The sequence below is a fragment of the Candidatus Trichorickettsia mobilis genome, assembly GCF_963422225.1.
Lineage (GTDB): Bacteria > Pseudomonadota > Alphaproteobacteria > Rickettsiales > Rickettsiaceae > Trichorickettsia > Trichorickettsia mobilis_B.
Window position 1 is genome coordinate 451,257 of sequence record NZ_OY728607.1, and the last position, 22,583, is coordinate 473,839.

Genomic DNA, 22,583 nt, shown 5'->3' on the forward strand with positions numbered 1-22,583 from the left:
TCATTTACTCCACTAACTGAAAGTAATTAGTATAAATCGACGTTACTTAAAACTCTACTTTTATTTTTTCTACTCTACCTGTATGATCATCATATTTAAATAATAATAACGATGACCAATCAGAATTACATCAGAAATTTTTCTATTATTGCGCATATTGATCATGGAAAATCAACGTTAGCCGATAGATTAATTGAATATTGCGGCGGATTATCACAAAGAGAAATGAGCCAACAAGTACTCGACTCCATGGATATTGAAAAAGAACGCGGCATTACCATTAAAGCTCAAACGGTACGTTTACATTATCAAGCTAAGGATAGCAACACTTATTATCTCAACCTCATGGATACTCCTGGCCATGTTGATTTTGCTTACGAAGTTAGCCGATCTCTAGCAGCTTGTGAAGGTTCACTGTTAGTAGTCGACGCTAGCCAAGGTGTAGAAGCGCAAACTCTTGCCAATGTTTATCAAGCTATCGATAATAACCATGAAATTATTCCAGTACTGAATAAAATCGACCTACCGGCAGCTGAACCAGATCAAGTAAAACAACAAATAGAAGATGTAATTGGCATTGATGCCAGTAATGCTCTACTGATTTCTGCAAAAAGCGGTATTGGTATTGCAGAAGTGCTTGAAGCAATTGTCAACAGATTACCAGCACCCAAGGGTAATGCTACTGGTAGCTTAAAAGCATTGTTGGTTGACAGCTGGTATGACCCTTATCTTGGAGTGGTGATTCTGGTACGAATTGTCGATGGTGTATTACGCAAGGGTAGTCGAATTAGAATGATGTCTACCAATGCAGTCTATAATCTTGAGAATGTTGGCTATTTCACTCCTAAAAAACATTTGTCTGATATACTTCATGCTGGAGAAATAGGTTTTTTTACTGCTTCAATCAAAACTGTTGCAGATTGTAAAGTAGGCGATACTATTACTGATGAAAAAAATCCTTGTACTACTGCCCTTCCTGGCTTTAAGCCTAATTTACCCGTGGTCTTTTGTGGATTATACCCAACTGATAGTTCACAATTTGAGTATCTTAAAGATTCTTTAAATAAACTACGGCTTAATGATGCAAGTTTTGAATTTGAACCAGAAACTTCTACTGCCCTTGGATTTGGCTTTAGATGTGGATTCTTAGGATTATTACATCTGGAAATTATTCAGGAAAGATTAGAACGTGAATTTGATCTTGATATGATTACCACTGCTCCAAGCGTAGTATATAAGGTACATCTCCGTGACGGTAGTATATTGGAGGTTCATAACCCAGCTGATTTACCGCCTGTACAAAATATTGAGTCTATTCAGGAGCCATGGATTAAAGCAACAATCATGGTTCCTGACAGCTTCTTAGGAGCGGTCTTAGCTTTATGTACCGATAAAAGAGGTGTACAGGTAGAATTAACTTATGTCGCTACTAGAGCGATGCTAGTATATAGGCTACCATTAAATGAAATAGTATATGATTTTTATGATCGTCTAAAAAGCTGTTCCAAAGGATATGCTAGCTTTGACTGGCAGCTAGACAGTTATGCAGAGAGTGACTTGATAAAATTATCTACTTTAGTCAATAGTGAGCTGGTTGATGCTTTGGCTATTATTGTTCATCGCTCGCGTGCTGAGAGTCGTGGCCGTGAATTATGTAAGCGCCTTAAGGAGTTAATTCCACAACAATTATTTCAGATTGCCATTCAAGCAGCAATTGGCAGCAGAATTATTGCACGTGAGACAGTTAAAGCATTACGTAAAGATGTCTTGGCAAAATGTTATGGTGGTGATATTAGCCGTAAACGAAAATTACTTGATAAACAAAAAGCCGGTAAAAAACGGATGCGTAATATTGGTAATATTGAAATTCCTCAGTCAGCTTTTATTGCGGCATTAAAAATAGGAGATGAATGACAGGTATAAAATGAGAGTGTTCGCGGAAACAAACCACGTATCAAGTTAAGGAAAAGAGACGATACTAACCACCTTTAAGCTTTGACATTCACATGTAAGCTAGGATATTTTTTATATTTCAAGGCAAATTTTATGATAATAGTGGCTCTATTAGAATAAAATTTGGAGTAGAAAGATAAGAAAATAGGCAAAAATTCAATTAACGTTTTATTTACATACACCCTCTTATGCTCTAGCATGAATTTAGTAGATTTTCTGGATTCCTGCCTTAGCTTAGAATGGCATCTAGTATATAGTAACACCACAACTCACAAACTTAGCATAAAACCAAAAAACCGTAAACAACGCTCACCTAACTAGACTTCATCAATCTAACTCATTTTGCAAAATATACCAATTTCTTTATGTTTCGAAATATATATCTAGCAATAATCATGTTCACTATTGCTAATCATAACACAACGAAAGCCTCAGCCTGGTTACCACAAGCTGGTAATTATAAATATCATGCTGCTATTCACGCTGTTGATCAACGATCTATAAAAAATAAAAAAAGTAGAGCAAAAACGTTCAGAGAAATTCAAGAAATTATTTATTCGCTGACAGAATATCGAAACAAAAACAAATTTTCTCCTAATTCAATTCAATATTTAGAAATACAAAAAGACATCGATTATTTGAGTAAAGAAGCAGCTCTACTTACCTCATATAATGATGAACAAATGTACTGCTCATCGGTAGAATATGGCTTATTAAATAGTAATATAAGCTTTGGTATCAAAGCACTACACAAAGACAACAAATTTGATTCAGGATCCACAAAATTTACAGCTTCCCACGCAAGTTCAGCGGATATATTCGCTAAATTCAAACTCTTAGAGCGTAATTCTTATATTTTTTCAATACAACCTCAAATTTATATTCATGAAGAGTCAACAACGTTCCAGGAGTTATTTTATGAAACTGCACTTCTGGCTGGTACCACTTCTACTAAGGGTAAATTTACATTTATTGTGGATAGTGCGATTGCACTTGGTCATGGAATCAGTTCAACCACTCATAAAAAACGTTATTACAGTTTTGCAGTCTCTGAGAGTATTAAATTACCATATGGTTTCATGCTAACCAATTTTTCTAAATATTATCTTCGAAATAATTACGGTTCTACCTATAATGACACTATTTATGAACAACTTTCAATTGCAAAAGAAATTAATTTTGATACTGTAAAACAAAATAGTTTTACTATCAGTTTTGGATATTTTTGGAACCGTAGTTTAAAATATAAGAGCTATAAAATATCTGGCACAGTATTTTCAATATGGACAGAAATATAATCAATAATCTAGATAATGAATTAACCATAAGCATGGTATCTCAAGAGTATGGTATCAAAGTTATTGATGCCACTATCCCTATTAAAGTTATAAATTATCAAAATATTGCTAAATATGTTAATCAAGGCTTTTTTGTTTATATTGATCATAATGGTCAACAGTTTATTGCTGTAAATGATTGTGATATATTACCAAATTTACTAAATTCTGAATCAAAAATTACATTAATCAGAAGAGATGATTTTTATCTAATTTTAGAGCAAAATTTCAGTCATTTAAATATCGTCAAAGCTAAATATTGGTTAGATTTTGTTACTTTTACTCCAACTACAAAAAATATTAATTTTTTAAAGATAATTATAGGCTTTAACATATTGTTTTTCTCATGTTTATTTCAATCAACTACCTTCTTCCATCTATTCAATAATCTTTGTTATTTCACTCAAAATATGTTAAAGATATTTTTGTTTAAACGAGCAATAATTAATAATTACGATCTTTTAATTCCAATATGTTCAAATGATAATATTCGTGGCAACAAATTACCAATATACACAATTCTAGTACCACTATATCAAGAAGCAGCAAAACTTGCTTCAATAGTTAAATCCCTTACCGCTTTAAATTATCCTAAACATCTACTAGATATAAAAATAATTATTGAAGCAGACGATTATTTATTAGTAAACCTACTTGCCCATTATAATCTACCATCTTATATCCAGGTACTGATTGTACCATACTCGATCCCACGTACTAAGCCAAAAGCTCTTAATTATGCTATTACCTATGCTAGGGGAGAATATATTACAATTTATGATGCTGAAGACCAACCTGAACCGGATCAGCTGCTGAAAGTAGTGAATGCATTTCAACAATTACCCAAAGAATTTGCTTGTATCCAAGCAAAACTAAGTTTTTATAATGCTGATGAAAACCTATTAACTAAATTTTTCAGTATTGAATATACTATCTGGTTTGAATATTTGCTTAAAGGTTTAAGCCTGTACAATTTTCCAGTACCATTAGGTGGAACTAGCAATCATTTTAAAGCAGATATCTTGCAGATGATTGGATATTGGGATGCGTATAATGTCACTGAAGATGCAGAGCTCGGTATTAGGTTATATGCACATGGTTATAAAACTCATATAATTGATTCATATACCTTTGAAGAAGCACCAATTACAATTGGTAACTGGATTAATCAAAGATCACGTTGGATCAAAGGATTTATTCAGACATTTGCCATCTTTGTTGCTTATAAATCTAAACGAACCACCTTTACTTACTTACAAATAATTGTAATTTATATTTTTATTGGACTTTCTACTTACAGCTTTTATTGCTTTCCTTGGTTGATTATGATTGTGATCATTAATAGCAACCCAACTATTAATTATTTATGGTTAATCAATAGTTTTTTTGCTTTGGTATATAGTTATAGTACTGCTTTATATGCTCTAAATTATGTCAGTCATAAATCTTCTTGGAATAAAAAAAGATTTCATCTGCTTGATTATTTAGGGCTAATATTTTGGCCATTTTATTTTATCTTGCATAGCGTGGCTAGCTACAAAGCGATGTGAGAAATTATCAGAAAACCCTTTGCCTGGAATAAAACCCAACATGGCATAAGCACTCAGGATAATAACAAATTACGTAGTATAAATATTGATCAAGATTCTTAGAGGGTAGATGTAAACAAAACGTTAAAGCCAATTACTCTCCCACTAGAAGTGGGAGTAAGGTAGTAACTTTTTTGATGCTGTTTGTAAGTGTTGTTCACGATTTTTTAAGTGTACCAGATGTCATTCCAAGCTAAGCAGGAATCCAGTTTTTTCTACTTAAATCTTAAGCTGGGCAAAAATCTACTAGATTTTTTGGATCCCTGCTTAGCTGGGGATGACATCTAGGGTATTTTACTCACAAACAGCATCAAAAAAGTCACTACCTTATCGATTTAAGTTATATAGCTAAACCCCTATAAAACGGTTATAACATGTACTTTTCAAACAGAGTGTCTACGTCACAGCGATATTTCCTTCTTCTAGATTTAGCTTGAGCCCATTTTGGTTCAATAGGATTCAAATCAGGAGAATAAGGCGGTAAGTACTCCAATATATGACCAGCTTTTTCTATCATAGTTTTTAAATACGGACTTTTATGGAAACTTGCATTGTCTGTCACAACCACGGAATTATTAGGTAATTTCGGTATTAAATCTTGTTCTACCCAGCTGTTAAAAATAACTGTATTAACATTGCCGTCAAAAATTGACACGGTTAGCAGCGATTTACCTACTAATGCCCCTATAACATTAGTTCTTTTTGACGGATGCCAATCATGAACACCATAACACCTCTTGCCTTTTGCCGAATATCCGTGAGTTCTAGGCGCGCTATGGACAAACCCGCTCTCATCGGTAAAGACAATAACTTTTTCCTCTGCCTCGTACTTTTTTATCTTATTCTGAAATTCTAACCTCTCTTCTTCTTTTGCCTTCGGATGTTTTAAAGCTTTTTTTATACGTAATGTTCAACTTCTTTAATGCTTTTTGTATTCCAGATTTACTCACTCCTAACCGCTCAGCTCTTTCATATTGATACGCGTCACTATATTGCACCACGTCTTCTCTCAATTTATCAATCGGTATTTTTTTCGAAGCTCTATTCCTATTCTTTAGAGGAGATATTTTTTTAGTCCATACAAATACCGTGTTTTTTCCTACTCCAAAACGTTTTGATATTGATTCAAAACTCATCTTCTCTTTTTCTTTGATAGCCAGTACTTTCTTTCTAAAATCTATCGAATATGTCATAACAATTATTTTAATTATACCCTTTGATTATAACCGTTTTATAGAGGTTTAGCTATACAATAGAACTGCTCAGCGAAAAGTGTAATGATTATCTTAATACAGCATTAGGCCAAACTTTTGCAGATTATCCTTTAACTGGAGATCATTATGATAGTAATTATTGGCCACAACACTGATTATGAATGATCTTATTTGTTATGAGCTCATTTTTTGAGAGTGTTCAATGCACTGTATTAAATCTTCTTACTTGAGACCACGATAGTGGTCTCGCAATCTGATATATCTCTACGAATTTGAAAGTGCTGAAATGCGTTATGTATCGTCTGAGCTGAGGAGTAGCCTTTAGGTTACGACGAAGCAATCCAGAAAGATTAACACAGTAAAAGCTGTGTCACTGTTATGATTTTTTTTCTGGATTGCTTCGTCCTGTGCTTACGCACATTCCTCGCAATGACGGGCTTTTGGAGTGTTTTTTAGCCACTTCAAATTCTAGGGATATATCAAGCTCGCAATGACGTGCTCTATTTTTATATTGCACAGTTCAGAGAATACTCTCATTTTTCTGCTAATATGTTTTAAAGTAGCATTTAAAATATATCTTACTTGAAAAATACACTGCTTTCCGCTAGTCTGAGGAGCTTAACACAACGAAATAGAATAAATTTGGTGGATAATACAGATCATAACAACTTTGTGCCGGTCAGTCTTGAAGAAGAAATGAAACGCTCTTACTTGGATTATGCAATGAGCGTAATTGTAAGCAGAGCTATACCTGACGTACGAGATGGGCTAAAGCCTGTGCATCGTCGCATTTTATACGCTATGCATGAAGCAGGTTTTATTGCCAGTAAACCGCACCGAAAATCAGCAAGAATCGTCGGTGACGTTATCGGTAAATACCATCCTCACGGTGATGGCGCCGTCTATGATTCTTTGGTACGCATGGCACAGGATTTTTCTTTAAGAGTACCATTAGTAGATGGGCAAGGAAATTTTGGTTCAATGGATGGCGACTCTGCTGCGGCTATGAGGTACACTGAGTCACGATTAGCTAAAATCTCTCATAATCTGCTTGCAGATATCGATAAAAATACTGTTGATTTTATACCAAACTACGATGGTTCTGAGAACGAACCATTGGTATTACCATCGATGTTTCCCAATCTTTTGGTTAATGGTGGTGGTGGAATTGCAGTTGGAATGGCCACTAACATTCCTCCACATAATCTAGGCGAAGTTATTGATGCCTGCTGTTTATATGTAGATAATAATGATATTGATATATTGGAATTATTATCAGTGATTAAAGGTCCAGACTTTCCTACTGGCGGTATAATTCTTGGCACCAACGGTATCAGATCTGCTTATCTTACTGGTAGAGGCAGTATCTTAATTCGTGGTCGCACTGAAATTGAAGAACAAGGTAATAGACAAGCGATAATTATTACCGAAATCCCATATATGGTCAATAAATCCAAACTGGTAGAAAAAATTGCTGAACTTGTGCGTGATAAACGTATTGAAGGAATCAGTGATCTCCGCGATGAATCAAATAAGGCCGGTGTCCGAGTAGTAATTGAAATTAAGAGAGATGCAGTAACAGAAGTAGTGAGAAGTCAGTTATACTCTTACACTCAATTACAAACTAGTTTCGGCGTCATTATGCTTGCTCTTGATAATGGCTTGCCAAAAGTTATGAATCTAAAAGATATTATCAGTAGCTTTATTAATTTTCGTGAAACAGTAATTACCAGAAGGACGATATATTTATTGAATAAGGCGCGGGATAAAGCACATATCTTGCTTGGGCTTAGAATAGCAGTTAATAATATCGATGAAGTAATTAGAATTATCAGAGCCGCTAGCGATCCGCTACAAGCAAAAGAACAGCTGATGCAAAGAGCATGGGATATAGCTGATATTATTGATCTAATAAAATTAGTAGATGATAAAGCTGAATTTACTACTGATAACGCCTGTAGCTTTACTGAAGCACAAGCAAAAGCCATTCTAGAGATGAGATTACAGCGCTTAACCGCAATGGAGAAAAATAAACTAGAACAAGACTTGACTGAGCTAGCGCAAGAAATTGCTGATTATCTAGAAATTTTAAGTTCAAGACCTAGATTGCTCGGCATATTAAAAGACGAACTTATTTTAATTAAGAATGAGTTTACCACACCTCGCTTGACCAGTATCGAAGAAGGTAATTTCGATACTGATATGGAAGAATTAATCCAACGTGAGGATATGGTAGTCACCGTAACTCATAGCGGATATATCAAGCGTGTACCACTGGCTACTTATAGAGCTCAAAATCGTGGTGGTAAGGGGAGATCCGGATTATCGATGAAGGACGAGGATATTACGACCCAGATTTTTGTTGGTAGCACTCATACCCCAATGTTATTTTTTTCCAATATCGGCCAGGTATATAGTTTAAAACTTTATAAACTACCTCTTGGTAATCCTCAAAGTAAAGGCCGCCCAATTATCAATATTCTACCGCTACAAACCGGAGAAGCTATTACCAATATCATGCCCTTACCTGAAAATGAAAATGAGCTTGATAATTTAAATATCATGTTTGTAACCAGCAAAGGTAACGTTAGACGTAATGATCTTTCTGATTTCAAACGTATCCAAGCTAACGGAAAAATTGCTATTCGATTAGACCAGGACGACACGCTGGTAAATGTTAAAGTATGCAAAGAAGATGAGCATATTTTACTTGCGACTAAAGCTGGTAAAGCTATTCGCTTTCCAGTCAATTCCGTACGTGTATTTAAGAGTCGTACTTCAGATGGAGTACATGGCATGAGATTAGCAGCAAATGATAGAGTGATTTCTATGACTGTACTAAAAGGTATATCCTGTACAATGGAAGAGAGACAAGCTTATCTATCTATTCCTATAGAGAATAGGCTTATAATAGCTACTGGAACAGATTTTGACCCTCAACAATTCGATGTTAATTTAAGCAAAGAACAAATTATAAATATGGCACTTGCTGAAGAACTGATTTTGACTGTAGCCGAAAATGGTTTTGGCAAAAGAACTTCTGCATATGAATATCGCATTACCGATCGTGGTGGCAGTGGCATAGTAAATATGGATTTGTCTGATAAAACTGGTAATGTAGTTGCAGTAATGCCCGCCGGAGTCACTGACGAATTAATGTTGATTACCAATAATGGTAAATTAATTAGATGTAAGCTTGAATCTGTACGCGTTACCGGACGTAGCACCAGTGGAGTTATTTTATTCAAGATGGAAGCTGGTGAAAAAGTATCCTCAGCTTCTCTCATTGTTGATTCTGCAGAAACAGAAGATACTGATATAAACGCCAGTGATGCATAAATTAGATCTATAACTTTCTCCATTCAATATGCTCTTGCGTGCAGAAATCTGCACGCAAAACCTACTACTCTACAATATATAATGAGGTAGAAATATGTTTTATTTCTACCTCTATTTCACCTCATTCTACTATCTTGTATAACATCAGTAAGTATTATTAAAATATCTTACAGCAATTCTCCGCTTCTTTTCCCAGTAAATCTGGCTCTTCAGTAGGCTTTGCAAAAACAGTTGCAAGACAACATAACAGCTCCCAGCAACAATTTTCCGCGTTGTTATCTACTTGAGGAATAGGAACAAAGTTCAACAATTGAAGAGGCTGTATAGATTGAAGAGGCTCTACAGCAATAGTTGCTAATTTAAATTCTTTAAAAATTGGTTGCTCTAGTTTGATTTTAGCAATTTTATTAAGGTAATATTGTGTGTTATTTTCATTATCATCATTTATTGACGGCTGGTAGCATGATACCATTTGTGGTCGTTGCGAATAGTTTTCCTTTGGTTTGATAGCTAATATCATTTTTTCTAATTCTTCTTCATTATTTTTCATACAAACCCTTAAAAGTTAAAAATTATTGCTCTGTAACCAAATAGAATTATAGTTAATATTAAAAATCAATATATCCACTTGGTTACTTATCAGTAAAATACATTAAATTAATTATTATTCAATATTGATTATTAATAATTAACTTTTGTTTGTGAAATAAAATCACTGCAGTTTTTCCTTTCACAAATAAAAATGAGCTTTATAATCAAACAATATTAGAAAACGTAAACCGATTTACATGAAAATCAAGTTCCTTTCAGAAAGTACCATCAATAAAATTGCGGCAGGAGAAGTCATTGAACGTCCAGCTTCAGTAATCAAGGAATTAGTAGAAAATGCCATTGATGCAGGAGCTAGTAAAATAGATATTATTTTAGAACAAGCAGGCAAAAATCTGATAATAATTGCCGATGATGGTTTTGGAATGTCACCAGAGAATCTTGAAATAGCCATACAACGACATACCACCTCTAAGCTTGATGAAACAGATTTATTGAATATTAATAGTTTTGGTTTTAGAGGTGAAGCATTGCCATCGATTGCTGCGATAAGCAAGTTGCTAATTACCTCTAAAACCAAAGAAAGTGACAAAGCTTTTCAAATACAGCTAATTGGTGGTAATCCAACGCCTGTGAAGCCAACCACTCATAATAACGGCACTAAAATTGAAGTACGTGACCTGTTCTTTGCTACTCCTGCTAGGTTAAAGTTTCTAAAAACTGATAGTGCAGAGCTTGCCGCTTGTGTTGATTGCGTCAAAAAGATCGCGCTAGCTCATCCGAATATCGCTTTTAATCTAAGCAATAATGGCAAAAATATCATTAAGGTAAAGCAAGCTCAGCATAATGTTCAAGAACAAGCATCAAAGCAAAGAATCACCGAGATTATGAGTGAGGCTTTTATCCAAAATGCCGCTACGATAAATTTACAGCACGATATATTAGCCATTACTGGTTATACTAGCATCCCAACCAACAATAAGGCAACTGCAAGCGAACAGTTTTTATTTGTAAATAACCGACCGATAAAAGATAAAATCCTGAATACAGCTTTACGTATAGCCTACCAAGATTATCTAGCCAGAGATCGTCACCCAATAGTAGTAATTTTTATGCAAATTGATCCGCAATTGGTAGATGTTAATGTTCATCCTGCCAAAAGCGAGGTAAGGTTCCAAGACCCTAATTTAGTACGTAATTTATTAATAAATGCTATTCGTGATGCTTTGTTTACTGCCAGCCATCAAGCATCCACAACAATAGCTGATGCAGCAATGAATCTATTCACTACACCACTACCTGCTAAAGATTACGTCCGTCAACAAAATGCTCGAAATCATCATGTTTTTGATCACGATAGTATTTATCGCAATATAAACGCACCAACACAGTTAGTACAAAGTAAGTTACTAACTACTACTCCTCAAGCGCTTATACCAACAGAAGCTGAAAATAATAATGATAATATAAATTATCCTCTTGGAGCGGCTAAAACTCAGTTGCATAACACTTATATTATCGCTCAAACAACTGATAGTATAATTATAGTGGATCAGCATGCTGCAGATGAACGTCTAGGGTATGAAAGAATTAAACAATCTTTAAATAATAATGGCGTAATCAAGCAAAGGTTGTTAATTCCTGAAATAGTAGAATTAGCCAGTGAAATATTCGCAGAGCAGTTTTTTGCTCATCAAGAAACTTTAGCAGCATTGGGTTTAACAGTCGAAAAATTCGGCGAGCGTTCAATTATTGTTTCAGAAATTCCAAGCCTAGTTGGAGACATTAATATTCAGAAACTAATCAACGATCTAGCAGAGCATATTGATGAAACTGGTGCACAATCAAATTTAACTGAATTAATAGAACATATTACCGAAACTTATGCTTGTCATTATGCAATCAGAGCTGGTAGAAAATTATCAATCACTGAAATGAATGAATTATTAAGACAAATGGAAAAAACACCATTTTCAGGTCAGTGTAACCATGGACGCCCTACTTATATTGAACTAAAACTTAAAGATATTGAAAAGCTCTTTGGTAGAAGGTAATTTTCTTGACCATGATCCACATAATATGTAAAACTATCCATTTCATTGCAGATAAAGAGACGTAATGCCTAATTACAATAATATTTTTATTACTCACATTAATCAAATTCAACAAGAAGGCAGGTATCGAGAATTTATAGCATTAAATAGGCTTGCTGGTGATTTTCCTAAAGCTCTTATTAATCACGTTAATAATCATGAAATTGTGATGTGGTGTATCAATGATTATCTTGGTATGAGCCAACATCAAGATGTTTTGGATTCGGCAGCAATAGCATTATCAAAACATGGTGTTGGTTCAGGTGGCACCAGAAATATTGGTGGTAATAATAATACCATTGTCGAATTGGAAAGTGAGTTGGCAGAATTACATAGTAAAGAATCAGCTTTGGTATTTACTTCAGGTTATGTCGCTAATGACACTACTCTCAGTAGTTTGAGCAAAATTATCCCAGGTCTTACGTTTTTTTCTGATGAAGCAAATCATGCTTCAATTATTGCTGGTATCTGTAATTCTAGGGCTGATAAATATATCTATCGACATATCGACATCTTGCATTTAGAAGAGTTATTACAAAAAGTTGATATTAATAAACCTAAAATAATTGTTTTTGAATCAGCATATTCAATGGATGGACTATTCTCGCCCATAGCAGAAATTTGTCAGTTGGCAAAAAAATATAATGCCTTAACTTTCATTGATGAGGTGCATACTGTTGGTTTATATGGTAACGGCGGTGCGGGGTTTGCTGATATGCAAGGATATGCCGCAGAAATTGATATTATTCAAGGAACCTTGGCAAAAGCATATGGTGCCATTGGAGGCTATATTGCAGCAAATCACACCATAATAGATGCAATCAGATTAACTGCACCAGGTTTCATCTTTACTACCTCCCTACCCCCTATTATTGCCAGTGCTGCATTGGCTAGTATCAGACATTTAAGAAACTCCGACATCGAGAGAAAAACCCATCAAATGGTGGTAGCAAAAGTAAAGAATATGTTTAAAAATGCTAAAATTAATTATTTTAAGAATGATAGTCATATTATTCCAATAATTATCGGTGATCCAGTTAAGACCAGACAAGCTTCTGAAATGTTATTAAAAAATTATGGAATTTATGTACAACATGTAAATTTTCCTACTGTACCAAGAGGAACAGAACGCCTCAGAATTATTCCAACTCCAAATCACACTGATCAAATGATTCAGGAATTGACCGATGCTTTAATAGCAGTTTTTAATGCATTAAATATAGAATATCAAAAGCAAGCCGCCTAATACTTGTTAAACTTTGAGAATTGGCGTTGTCGTATCTAAAGATCTGCGGTGCTCACGTACTAGAGTACGCTGCGCTCCGCAGACGGAGATACTCCGAGCGGATCTCAAAGTTTAACTTCGTCTACCAATTTTTAATTTCATAGAATATTAAGAAGTAAATGATAGCATTCCCTGACATTAATCCAGTGATCGTTGCTGTAGGCCCTCTGGCAATTTCATGGTATTCACTATCTTATGTCACTGGGATATTAATAGGATTAAATTTATCAAAAAGAATTGTAACTAAATTTTCTTTAAATATTGCCCATAAAAATCTTGAAGATTTTATTAGCTGGGCAGTCATAGGCATTATAATAGGTGGTAGGCTAGGTTATGTCTTATTATATGATCCTGTTAAATTTCTTACTCATCCCATTGATATTCTCAAAACTTATGAAGGAGGTATGTCATTTCACGGTGGCATTACTGGAGTTATTATAGTTGGATATATTTTTTGTAAAAAATATAAACTACATTTTTTACAGCTCACCGATATATTAGCTATAGTTGCGCCTATTGGATTATTTTTGGGTAGAATTGCTAATTTTATCAACGCAGAATTGTATGGCAGAGTTACAGATGTTGCGTGGGCAGTGATTTTTCCAAATAGCGATCAACGTCCACGCCATCCCAGTCAGATATATGAAGCTCTATTAGAAGGTTTGGTATTATTTATAATTATACTGTTTAGCGTTTTTCGTTGCCGTACTCTTAATAATCCTGGTAAAACATCCGCAATATTTTTAATTTTATATTCTATTTTTCGAATAATCATCGAAAATTTTCGTGAGCCTGATTTTCAAATTGGTTTTATTTTGAATTACATAACTATGGGGCAGATTTTATCCTTACCGATGTTATTTTTAGGATGCTATCTATTAATCAAACGCTAACATACAAAATTAATGCCAATCGATTCAACAATCAGAGAGCTAATCCAACGAAACGGTTATATTACCGTTGAGCAAATGATGCATCATGTATTAACTGCTAATCCTGGTTCTTACTATCAGCAACAAACAATACTCGGTGAAACAGGAGATTTCGTTACTGCTCCGGAGATATCACAAATATTTGGTGAAATCATTGGCATATGGTGCGTTGAGCAATGGTATAAGTTAAAATGCCCGACAAATATTAGCATAGTTGAGCTTGGGCCAGGGCGTGGTTTGCTGATGCGTGATTTATTGCGGACAGTACAGTTAGTTCCGGAATTCTATAATAATGTGAATATCCAGCTGGTAGAGATTAATCAGAACTTTATTAAACTGCAAAAAGAAAATTTATCAAAATTTGATGTGAATATCAAATGGTTACCTGCAACATACGCGATTGATGACTCTCCTGCTCTTATTATTGCCAATGAGTTTTTTGATGCCTTACCAATAAAACAATATACTAAAATAAAAAAAGATTGGTATGAGATAATACTTATTGTTGACCCTCTTGATGGTAAGATAAAATTTGATAAAATTTCCATGCACAAAGAGTTACAATCACAATTGGAACAGGATCATATTAATGCGCATGATGGTGCTGTTATTGAAGAATCTCTGGAATCATTGGCTATTATCAGATTTATCGCTAATCATTTCAAAAAACATGGTGGTGCTTCACTAATCATCGATTATGGTTATGATATTAAACTACCGCAGAGAAATAGATCGCATTATGGTAGTACGCTACAAGCTGTAAAAACGCATCAATACCATTCACTGCTTGAAAATTTAGGTGAAGCTGACTTGTCAGCCCATGTCGATTTCAATGCTTTAAGAAATACCGCTTTTGCACACGAACTGATAATAGATGAATGTATTTCGCAAGCAGAATTTTTAATCAAATACGGTATTCTCCAAATGGCTGACCGCTTGCGTAACCGTTTAGCCATAGATGAAAAACATATTATAGATCAACAGGTGCAGCGCCTAATTGCGCCATCACAGATGGGAAATTTGTTTAAGGTATTGGCTATGTCTAGAAAAAATTAGCATAATATTGAAGCATGCTTAAGATTTATGTGAGCGTTTACGAGCATTAGCTGAAGCAATCCAGTAAACATCTTTTGTTCATTTTCTGGATTGCTTCGACCATAAACAGTCTTGCAATAACAACTTGCTGGAGTGACCAGCTTCTTTTCCGTAACTTGACACGTATGTATTAGTGGCACGGACTTAAGTTTTTTTTATGTCGGAATTGATATTTTCTCTGTCTTTAATGCCACTATTAAACTTACTTTTGCAATTTTGAACGTAAGGTAGAATAGAAGTCAAAGACATAGGTAAGAATGCTAAAACAGCGAAAGCCACTGCCCAACCACCACAGAATATTGATAATAAGAGAGTAGTGATAGCTAAAAAAATTCCCAATGCCATTGCAAAACACTGCCCTCTTTTTATAGAACGCTGACTATTTTCAAGCGTAGCAAAATCTAGAGCATGCCGATGATGCTGTTCTTTTTCAGCCATGTCAATAAGACGCGCCAATGTACCTGGGTTCATAGTTTCATATTCACTCATGATATCTAGCGGCGGTAGAATATGCTCAAATTTTTTGCGATAGAAGCTATTATCCATTTCTCGTGGATTAGATAACCTACCATAGCCTTTATTCAGTCGATTGCCACTAGCAAAAAAAGTTTTAATTTCTTTCATAATTCTTGTCTTAATTTCTCAAAGGCGCTGTTTAAATCTTGCTCCATTTGAGCAAAATAATGAAGTGACGGCTCTTGCTTTTTCTTAGCGATTTCAGTGAATAAGTTCTGAAATACACCCATAAAGCCAGTTATAAAATATTTATTCATTTACACTCAAAAAATTATCTTCTGGAATCCAAGGTTCTCCTCTGAAATTTACTGCATTATTAAATTTATTGCAACAAGTTATAAATTTTTTATCGCAGCCAGCAATCAGTATTACCTCTTTATGTTCTTTTAAAACATCTGGTATAGCTTGATCAAGTTCAAGATTATTATCAAGCTGCTTTAAGATTTTTGCAATAAATTGGGTTTCTTTAAATACTAACTCACCATCATCAAAATAACCATTTTCTTTATTTAAATCTACGACTATCAATATATTACCAATAACTTCTGATATATTATAGCAGTGGCTATATAGTTGCTTATCAGCTTTACACCTCTTGTCACCAAAATTTGTTCGGCAAGTTTTACTAAATTTTTGCAACAATGATTGTTGATATTTTTTGCTTTCTGGTTCAAGATACAGGCGAAAGCCTAAATCGAATTTTGTATATACACTGCAATAATAAGTAAGCCAATGATAAGAATATCCGGAAAAATATAAAATGATTTTGACAGTAGCGGTAGTTAAATCCATTGTTGAAATAATACCATTAACTTCAAATATGCCATCAAGAATAATATTATTATAAGCAGAATCATTAAATTCTCCGCTAATCACTGTTATTCCTGAATTAGGCAAAAAAATTTGATTTTGCAAATTAATCGCTATACTAGCCGAAGTTAAATATAAATTTTGACCAGTGCTCAAAGTAATTTCAAAGCAATAGACAAAATTTTCACCAGCAGTAATTTTCTGCTGTATCTGTTCCGGTAAATCCCTCATGCTATTACCTCATAAAGTTCTATTTCAGCTAATTCAATAGAATTATCAGCTGCATAAGTATAAGCGAAACTATCACTGCTAAAACGTACACATACATCAAAAATAAAATCTGCCATTAATACTGAACCTGTAGCTAAGGCTTCAGAGATGATAATGATGCCGTTATTCTCATCAATTATAGCTTCAACCAGTTGATTTTCTATATAAACATTTACACTGTCTTTTACAGGTTTAGTAATTTTACGCCAGTATGGCAGCACTGGATCATCATATAATTTAATCAATGGAAACTTAGTGCTCTTACCATCGCCAATAGCAATAAACTGTTTTGCTACCTGACAATCAGCATGATCTCTAAAACGGAAAGAAAAATTCTGCCCGCGACGAGCTCTAAAAAAACTGTTAAAATGTTCAAATTGGCTTTGGCTTAATCGACAATTTTTGAGCAAATATTTTTGCCGCGCGGCTTCTCGCTCTAAGTTTCTAACCTCGCGTCCAGAAATAGTAGTAATCACCGAAGTGGCAAATTCTGGTTGCCCTAGTGCAAAAACCTCAATAAACTTTGGCAGTCGGACATCATGAAAATTCATAGATCAAACTCTTGTTTAATTAGTGCTTGGTAATGCATAATTAACTTTGTGGTAAGGAGATCCTGGCTACGTTCAAAATTAACTACAGTTGAACGTAAACCGGCAATGATATATCCGATAGCGCCAGGATTGATTGCATTTAATCCTTTGTTAATTAAGCTAGCGAGTATAGTCAGATTTCCTTGATTTTTATCACGAACAAAAACACAAATTTCAAATTCGATTTCATAGATCTGCTGATCAAATTTTGATAAATTATTTGCATCTATTATATTAATTAATAAAAAAGGGTATTTAGCATCTTGTACTACTGAGAGATAAATTTTATCCACTATTTGTTTAATCTCTTGCTCGTCATTAAGTGCATTATATAATTTAAGCTGAAAATCATGTAAAAAATTGAGCGACATATTATTGTTTAATTTTTATTTATATGTTTTTAATTAAGACTGGATTGCTTCGGGCTAAAGCCCTCGCAATGACGGTGGTGGGGGCTTTAGCCCGAAGCAATCCAGTTAAAATCTTCTACAAAATCTCTAAAGCAATTATTTGCAACCATTTATTTCGCTCATTCAAGTTTATTATCCTTTTTATTTCAAAACAACCTACTATTGAGGTCAATACGCAGTTTTATGGTAATGCCGGCGATAAAACGCAGCTTGAATAAAAATAAAGCCTCAGTCATCACATGATCAAAATTAAATTGTTCCAACATATTCAACCTATTATCACATGCTGGTTGAATATCAGCATAGGCAACCAATTTTGCTCGCCAATCTTCAAATTCTATTTCATGCAATGTAATATTTTCTAAAAACTTGATCTGATGTCTAAGATTTTTACTAGATGAGTATTGAGCCATTTTAAATCTTTAGCTGTCTGTATGATAAATATAAATTTCTAACAGCACTTGAGAAGGAATTCTCAAGTGCTGTTTCACGATCATACATTTCTGCAACATGCAATAAAACTCCATGCTTAATGGTAGATGGGATATTGCTACTGCTAAATCCAGAAATAGACCTCTTTCGAAACTCATTTACCAAGCTCCCAATTATATAAACCAGCAATTAAATTGAACCTAAGACCAAATCTTTTGCGTCTATTTCGATATTTATCAGCAATTATTTTAAAACGCTTTAACATACCGATAACATTTTCATTTAATACTCTGTCACTTGCTAAACTTCTATTATTTTTCTTATCTTCTTTAGTTAAAGCATTCTTTTTACTCTTTTTCTTTGGTAGCTCAGAATTTGTATGAATCTTCTGTAAGCCTTGATAACCAGTATCAGTAATCACTTTAACCTCAGGCAGTATAGCTAAACCCCTATAAAACGGTTATAACATGTACTTTTCAAACAGAGTGTCTACGTCACAGCGATATTTCCTTCTTCTAGATTTAGCTTGAGCCCATTTTGGTTCAATAGGATTCAAATCAGGAGAATAAGGCGGTAAGTACTCCAATATATGACCAGCTTTTTCTATCATAGTTTTTAAATACGGACTTTTATGGAAACTTGCATTGTCTGTCACAACCACGGAATTATTAGGTAATTTCGGTATTAAATCTTGTTCTACCCAGCTGTTAAAAATAACTGTATTAACATTGCCGTCAAAAATTGACACGGTTAGCAGCGATTTACCTACTAATGCCCCTATAACATTAGTTCTTTTTGACGGATGCCAATCATGAACACCATAACACCTCTTGCCTTTTGCCGAATATCCGTGAGTTCTAGGCGCGCTATGGACAAACCCGCTCTCATCGGTAAAGACAATAACTTTTTCCTCTGCCTCGTACTTTTTTATCTTATTCTGAAATTCTAACCTCTCTTCTTCTTTTGCCTTCGGATGTTTTAAAGCTTTTTTTATACGTAATGTTCAACTTCTTTAATGCTTTTTGTATTCCAGATTTACTCACTCCTAACCGCTCAGCTCTTTCATATTGATACGCGTCACTATATTGCACCACGTCTTCTCTCAATAGACCTCTTTCGAAACTGGACTAAATATGTTATAAAGTCGAATTTACTTAATTTAGAACTATATGAGATATAAAAATTTAAGCATTTTATCGGAAGAGCATTTTAGAAGATTAACAGGGGTAAGAAATAGTACATTTGAAAAGATGGTAGGGATTTTAAAGACAGAGAAACAAATAAATAGGAGGTACCAAGGTGGCAGAAGAGCTAGTCTTAGTATGGAAGACAGCCTATTAATGACACTTGAATATTTAAGGGAATACCGTACCTATTTTCATATAGCTAAGAATTATGGAGTTAGCGAAAGCAGTGCATTTAAAACAATTCGTTTTGTTGAAGACACTCTAATAAAACATCCGGATTTTGCTCTTCCAGGTAAGAAGGCTCTAGTTAAAAGCGGTATGGAGTATGAATTAGTTTTAATAGATGCTACAGAAAGCCCTATAGAGCGACCCCAAAAAAACAGAAATACTATTACTCAGGTAAAAAGAAAAGACATACGTTAAAGACTCAAATAGTAGTAGATAAGAAAAGCAAACGAGTCATATGCACTTCTTTTTCCAATGGTAAGCGTCATGATTTTAAATTATTTAAAGAATCAAGAACCCATATACTGCCTGAGGTTAAAGTGATTACTGATACTGGTTATCAAGGCTTACAGAAGATTCATACAAATTCTGAGCTACCAAAGAAAAAGAGTAAAAAGAATGCTTTAACTAAAGAAGATAAGAAAAATAATAGAAGTTTAGCAAGTGACAGAGTATTAAATGAAAATGTTATCGGTATGTTAAAGCGTTTTAAAATAATTGCTGATAAATATCGAAATAGACGCAAAAGATTTGGTCTTAGGTTCAATTTAATTGCTGGTTTATATAATTGGGAGCTTGGTAAATGAGTTTCGAAAGAGGTCTAATTTATCAATCGGTATTTTTTTCGAAGCTCTATTCCTATTCTTTAGAGGAGATATTTTTTTAGTCCATACAAATACCGTGTTTTTTCCTACTCCAAAACGTTTTGATATTGATTCAAAACTCATCTTCTCTTTTTCTTTGATAGCCAGTACTTTCTTTCTAAAATCTATCGAATATGTCATAACAATTATTTTAATTATACCCTTTGATTATAACCGTTTTATAGAGGTTTAGCTATATATGGGTTCTTGATTCTTTAAATAATTTAAAATCATGACGCTTACCATTGGAAAAAGAAGTGCATATGACTCGTTTGCTTTTCTTATCTACTACTATTTGAGTCTTTAACGTATGTCTTTTCTTTTTACCTGAGTAATAGTATTTCTGTTTTTTTGGGGTCGCTCTATAGGGCTTTCTGTAGCATCTATTAAAACTAATTCATACTCCATACCGCTTTTAACTAGAGCCTTCTTACCTGGAAGAGCAAAATCCGGATGTTTTATTAGAGTGTCTTCAACAAAACGAATTGTTTTAAATGCACTGCTTTCGCTAACTCCATAATTCTTAGCTATATGAAAATAGGTACGGTATTCCCTTAAATATTCAAGTGTCATTAATAGGCTGTCTTCCATACTAAGACTAGCTCTTCTGCCACCTTGGTACCTCCTATTTATTTGTTTCTCTGTCTTTAAAATCCCTACCATCTTTTCAAATGTACTATTTCTTACCCCTGTTAATCTTCTAAAATGCTCTTCCGATAAAATGCTTAAATTTTTATATCTCATATAGTTCTAAATTAAGTAAATTCGACTTTATAACATATTTAGTCCAGTTTCGAAAGAGGTCTAATATAGTGCACAACCAAGGTTGCTGAATTTATTGGTTGCAATAAATTCAAACTGCTTTGACTAGTATCAAAATAATATTGTTCATTAGACCTCTTTCGAAACTGGACTAAATATGCTATAAAGTCGAATTTACTTAATTTAGAACTATATGAGATATAAAAATTTAAGCATTTTATCGGAAGAGCATTTTAGAAGATTAACTGGGGTAAGAAATAGTACATTCGAAAAGATGGTAGGGATTTTAAAGACAGAGAAACAAATAAATAGGAGGTACCAAGGTGGCAGAAGAGCTAGTCTTAGTATGGAAGACAGCCTATTAATGACACTTGAATATTTAAGGGAATACCGTACCTATTTTCATATAGCTAAGAATTATGGGGTTAGCGAAAGCAGTGCATTTAAAACAATTCGTTTTGTTGAAGACACTCTAATAAAACATCCGGATTTTGCTCTTCCAGGTAAGAAGGCTCTAGTTAAAAGCGGTATGGAGTATGAATTAGTTTTAATAGATGCTACAGAAAGCCCTATAGAGCGACCCCAAAAAAACAGAAATACTATTACTCAGGTAAAAAGAAAAGACATACGTTAAAGACTCAAATAGTAGTAGATAAGAAAAGCAAACGAGTCATATGCACTTCTTTTTCCAATGGTAAGCGTCATGATTTTAAATTATTTAAAGAATCAAGAACCCATATACTGCCTGAGGTTAAAGTGATTACTGATACTGGTTATCAAGGCTTACAGAAGATTCATACAAATTCTGAGCTACCAAAGAAAAAGAGTAAAAAGAATGCTTTAACCAAAGAAGATAAGAAAAATAATAGAAGTTTAGCAAGTGACAGAGTATTAAATGAAAATGTTATAGGTATGTTAAAGCGTTTTAAAATAATTGCTGATAAATATCGAAATAGACGCAAAAGATTTGGTCTTAGGTTCAATTTAATTGCTGGTTTATATAATTGGGATCTTGGTAAATGAGTTTCGAAAGAGGTCTATTGTTAAGTACCGTTTTCTCTTCATCTTTCTCAGTAAATATCTCTTCTATTTTCTGTATCGGTTGATATTTTAGCACGAATTGCTGTTGTTTCTGTAACTTAGCTCGAAATTCTATATGCTTGTTAATTAAACTTAAACCGATAAAATTCTCAGCTGCCACCAGCGCAGTATCAATTAAATTAGTTATTAAATTATCATCATAATCGTCTGATATTCTCAGATAATTTTTGACTTCATTCAATTGCCATAATTCCTGCGGTAGTATTTCAATAATTTTAAAACTATTTTGGGTCAACATAAAATCGCACCA

General features: G+C 34.0%; 22 protein-coding genes and 3 pseudogenes. 10 read left to right on the plus strand and 15 right to left on the minus strand.

Going from position 1 to position 22,583, the window contains the following annotated elements; all coding sequences use genetic code 11:
- The first annotated feature begins 111 nt into the window (after positions 1-111).
- The 3 genes from lepA (at position 112) to R2I74_RS02030 (ending at position 4,840) form a co-directional block, all read left to right on the plus strand.
- A complete protein-coding gene (gene lepA, locus R2I74_RS02020) occupies positions 112-1,914 on the plus strand; it encodes a translation elongation factor 4 (protein WP_316353493.1) in 1,803 nt (600 codons plus the stop codon).
- 404 nt (positions 1,915-2,318) lie between these two features.
- Positions 2,319-3,251 (plus strand): hypothetical protein, encoded by a 933-nt coding sequence (locus R2I74_RS02025; RefSeq protein ID WP_316353495.1) that lies wholly within the window; start codon positions 2,319-2,321, stop codon positions 3,249-3,251.
- Positions 3,236-4,840: a glycosyltransferase family 2 protein gene (locus tag R2I74_RS02030; RefSeq protein ID WP_316353496.1), complete on the plus strand. Its 1,605-nt coding sequence runs from the start codon at positions 3,236-3,238 to the stop codon at positions 4,838-4,840. Before R2I74_RS02025 ends, R2I74_RS02030 begins: the two co-directional genes overlap by 16 nt.
- A gap of 406 nt (positions 4,841-5,246) precedes the next feature.
- Here R2I74_RS02030 and R2I74_RS02035 read toward each other — a convergent pair whose 3' ends face one another.
- Both R2I74_RS02035 and R2I74_RS02040 read right to left on the minus strand, forming a co-directional pair.
- Entirely contained in the window at positions 5,247-5,780 is a 534-nt protein-coding gene (locus R2I74_RS02035; protein WP_316355231.1) for an IS630 family transposase, read from the minus strand.
- Entirely contained in the window at positions 5,719-6,072 is a 354-nt protein-coding gene (locus R2I74_RS02040; RefSeq protein ID WP_316353116.1) for an IS630 transposase-related protein, read from the minus strand. Before R2I74_RS02040 ends, R2I74_RS02035 begins: the two co-directional genes overlap by 62 nt.
- A 666-nt stretch (positions 6,073-6,738) precedes the next feature.
- Here R2I74_RS02040 and gyrA point away from each other — a divergent pair.
- Complete coding sequence (gene gyrA / locus R2I74_RS02045) at positions 6,739-9,432, plus strand: DNA topoisomerase (ATP-hydrolyzing) subunit A (protein WP_394355846.1); 2,694 nt, start codon at positions 6,739-6,741, stop codon at positions 9,430-9,432.
- Positions 9,433-9,589: 157 nt separating this feature from the next.
- Here gyrA and R2I74_RS02050 read toward each other — a convergent pair whose 3' ends face one another.
- Positions 9,590-9,982: a hypothetical protein gene (locus R2I74_RS02050; protein WP_316353498.1), complete on the minus strand. Its 393-nt coding sequence runs from the start codon at positions 9,980-9,982 to the stop codon at positions 9,590-9,592.
- A gap of 238 nt (positions 9,983-10,220) precedes the next feature.
- Between R2I74_RS02050 and mutL the strand changes: the two genes are divergently transcribed.
- The 4 genes from mutL to R2I74_RS02070 all read left to right on the plus strand — a co-directional run bounded on the left by mutL (position 10,221) and on the right by R2I74_RS02070 (position 15,347).
- Complete coding sequence (gene mutL, locus R2I74_RS02055; protein WP_316353499.1) at positions 10,221-12,035, plus strand: DNA mismatch repair endonuclease MutL; 1,815 nt, start codon at positions 10,221-10,223, stop codon at positions 12,033-12,035.
- Positions 12,036-12,099: 64 nt separating this feature from the next.
- Positions 12,100-13,320 carry a 5-aminolevulinate synthase gene (hemA, locus tag R2I74_RS02060; RefSeq protein ID WP_316353500.1) on the plus strand — a complete coding sequence of 407 codons (1,221 nt, stop codon included), beginning with the start codon at positions 12,100-12,102 and terminating at the stop codon, positions 13,318-13,320.
- Between the two features lie 161 nt (positions 13,321-13,481).
- Positions 13,482-14,252, plus strand: coding sequence for a prolipoprotein diacylglyceryl transferase (gene lgt / locus R2I74_RS02065; protein ID WP_316355252.1), 771 nt, complete (start codon positions 13,482-13,484; stop codon positions 14,250-14,252).
- A gap of 12 nt (positions 14,253-14,264) precedes the next feature.
- Entirely contained in the window at positions 14,265-15,347 is a 1,083-nt protein-coding gene (locus R2I74_RS02070; protein WP_316353501.1) for a class I SAM-dependent methyltransferase, read from the plus strand.
- Positions 15,348-15,701: 354 nt separating this feature from the next.
- On the opposite strand, the pseudogene R2I74_RS02075 reads toward R2I74_RS02070, so the two are convergent.
- The 9 genes and pseudogenes from R2I74_RS02075 to R2I74_RS02115 form a co-directional block, all read right to left on the minus strand.
- Positions 15,702-16,010: pseudogene (locus tag R2I74_RS02075) on the minus strand (DUF2335 domain-containing protein); the annotation flags it as partial.
- Positions 16,007-16,159, minus strand: a complete 153-nt coding sequence (locus R2I74_RS02080; RefSeq protein WP_316353503.1) for a hypothetical protein — start codon at positions 16,157-16,159, stop codon at positions 16,007-16,009. The gene R2I74_RS02080 and the pseudogene R2I74_RS02075, both read right to left, overlap by 4 nt.
- Positions 16,152-16,943 (minus strand): DUF2163 domain-containing protein, encoded by a 792-nt coding sequence (locus R2I74_RS02085; RefSeq protein WP_316353504.1) that lies wholly within the window; start codon positions 16,941-16,943, stop codon positions 16,152-16,154. The genes R2I74_RS02080 and R2I74_RS02085 overlap by 8 nt, the downstream gene beginning before the upstream one ends.
- Positions 16,940-17,533: a DUF2460 domain-containing protein gene (locus R2I74_RS02090; protein WP_316353506.1), complete on the minus strand. Its 594-nt coding sequence runs from the start codon at positions 17,531-17,533 to the stop codon at positions 16,940-16,942. Before R2I74_RS02090 ends, R2I74_RS02085 begins: the two co-directional genes overlap by 4 nt.
- Positions 17,530-17,943 (minus strand): hypothetical protein, encoded by a 414-nt coding sequence (locus tag R2I74_RS02095; protein WP_316353507.1) that lies wholly within the window; start codon positions 17,941-17,943, stop codon positions 17,530-17,532. Before R2I74_RS02095 ends, R2I74_RS02090 begins: the two co-directional genes overlap by 4 nt.
- Before the next feature lie 185 nt (positions 17,944-18,128).
- Positions 18,129-18,395, minus strand: a complete 267-nt coding sequence (locus tag R2I74_RS02100; RefSeq protein ID WP_316353508.1) for a head-tail adaptor protein — start codon at positions 18,393-18,395, stop codon at positions 18,129-18,131.
- A gap of 173 nt (positions 18,396-18,568) precedes the next feature.
- Positions 18,569-18,847 (minus strand): annotated as a pseudogene (locus R2I74_RS02105) (transposase family protein); the annotation flags it as partial.
- Positions 18,848-18,874: 27 nt separating this feature from the next.
- Positions 18,875-19,408: an IS630 family transposase gene (locus tag R2I74_RS02110; RefSeq protein ID WP_316355231.1), complete on the minus strand. Its 534-nt coding sequence runs from the start codon at positions 19,406-19,408 to the stop codon at positions 18,875-18,877.
- Complete coding sequence (locus R2I74_RS02115; protein ID WP_316353322.1) at positions 19,347-19,520, minus strand: IS630 transposase-related protein; 174 nt, start codon at positions 19,518-19,520, stop codon at positions 19,347-19,349. Before R2I74_RS02115 ends, R2I74_RS02110 begins: the two co-directional genes overlap by 62 nt.
- 63 nt (positions 19,521-19,583) lie before the next feature.
- Between R2I74_RS02115 and R2I74_RS02120 the strand changes: the two genes are divergently transcribed.
- Positions 19,584-20,413, plus strand: a protein-coding gene (locus R2I74_RS02120; protein WP_316353063.1) for an IS5 family transposase whose coding sequence is annotated in 2 segments (ribosomal slippage) — positions 19,584-19,974 and positions 19,974-20,413 — 831 coding nt in all. Because the reading frame shifts where the segments join, the coding sequence is not laid out codon by codon here.
- On the opposite strand, the gene R2I74_RS02125 is transcribed toward R2I74_RS02120, so the two are convergent.
- Both R2I74_RS02125 and R2I74_RS02130 read right to left on the minus strand, forming a co-directional pair.
- Positions 20,387-20,611: an IS630 transposase-related protein gene (locus R2I74_RS02125; RefSeq protein ID WP_316353509.1), complete on the minus strand. Its 225-nt coding sequence runs from the start codon at positions 20,609-20,611 to the stop codon at positions 20,387-20,389. The two genes, R2I74_RS02120 and R2I74_RS02125, sit on opposite strands and share 27 nt — an antisense overlap.
- A 55-nt stretch (positions 20,612-20,666) precedes the next feature.
- Positions 20,667-21,214, minus strand: a pseudogene (locus R2I74_RS02130) (transposase family protein); the annotation flags it as partial.
- A 211-nt stretch (positions 21,215-21,425) separates the two neighbouring features.
- On the opposite strand from R2I74_RS02130, the gene R2I74_RS02135 reads away from it, so the two are divergent.
- Positions 21,426-22,255 (plus strand): IS5 family transposase gene (locus tag R2I74_RS02135; RefSeq protein WP_316353078.1). Its coding sequence is split into 2 segments (ribosomal slippage): positions 21,426-21,816 and positions 21,816-22,255, totalling 831 coding nucleotides; the frame shifts between segments, so codons are not numbered across the junction.
- Here the strand turns inward: R2I74_RS02135 and R2I74_RS02140 are convergent.
- Positions 22,212-22,571: a head-tail connector protein gene (locus R2I74_RS02140; RefSeq protein ID WP_316353510.1), complete on the minus strand. Its 360-nt coding sequence runs from the start codon at positions 22,569-22,571 to the stop codon at positions 22,212-22,214. The genes R2I74_RS02135 and R2I74_RS02140 overlap by 44 nt on opposite strands.
- Between the last annotated feature and the right edge of the window lie 12 nt (positions 22,572-22,583).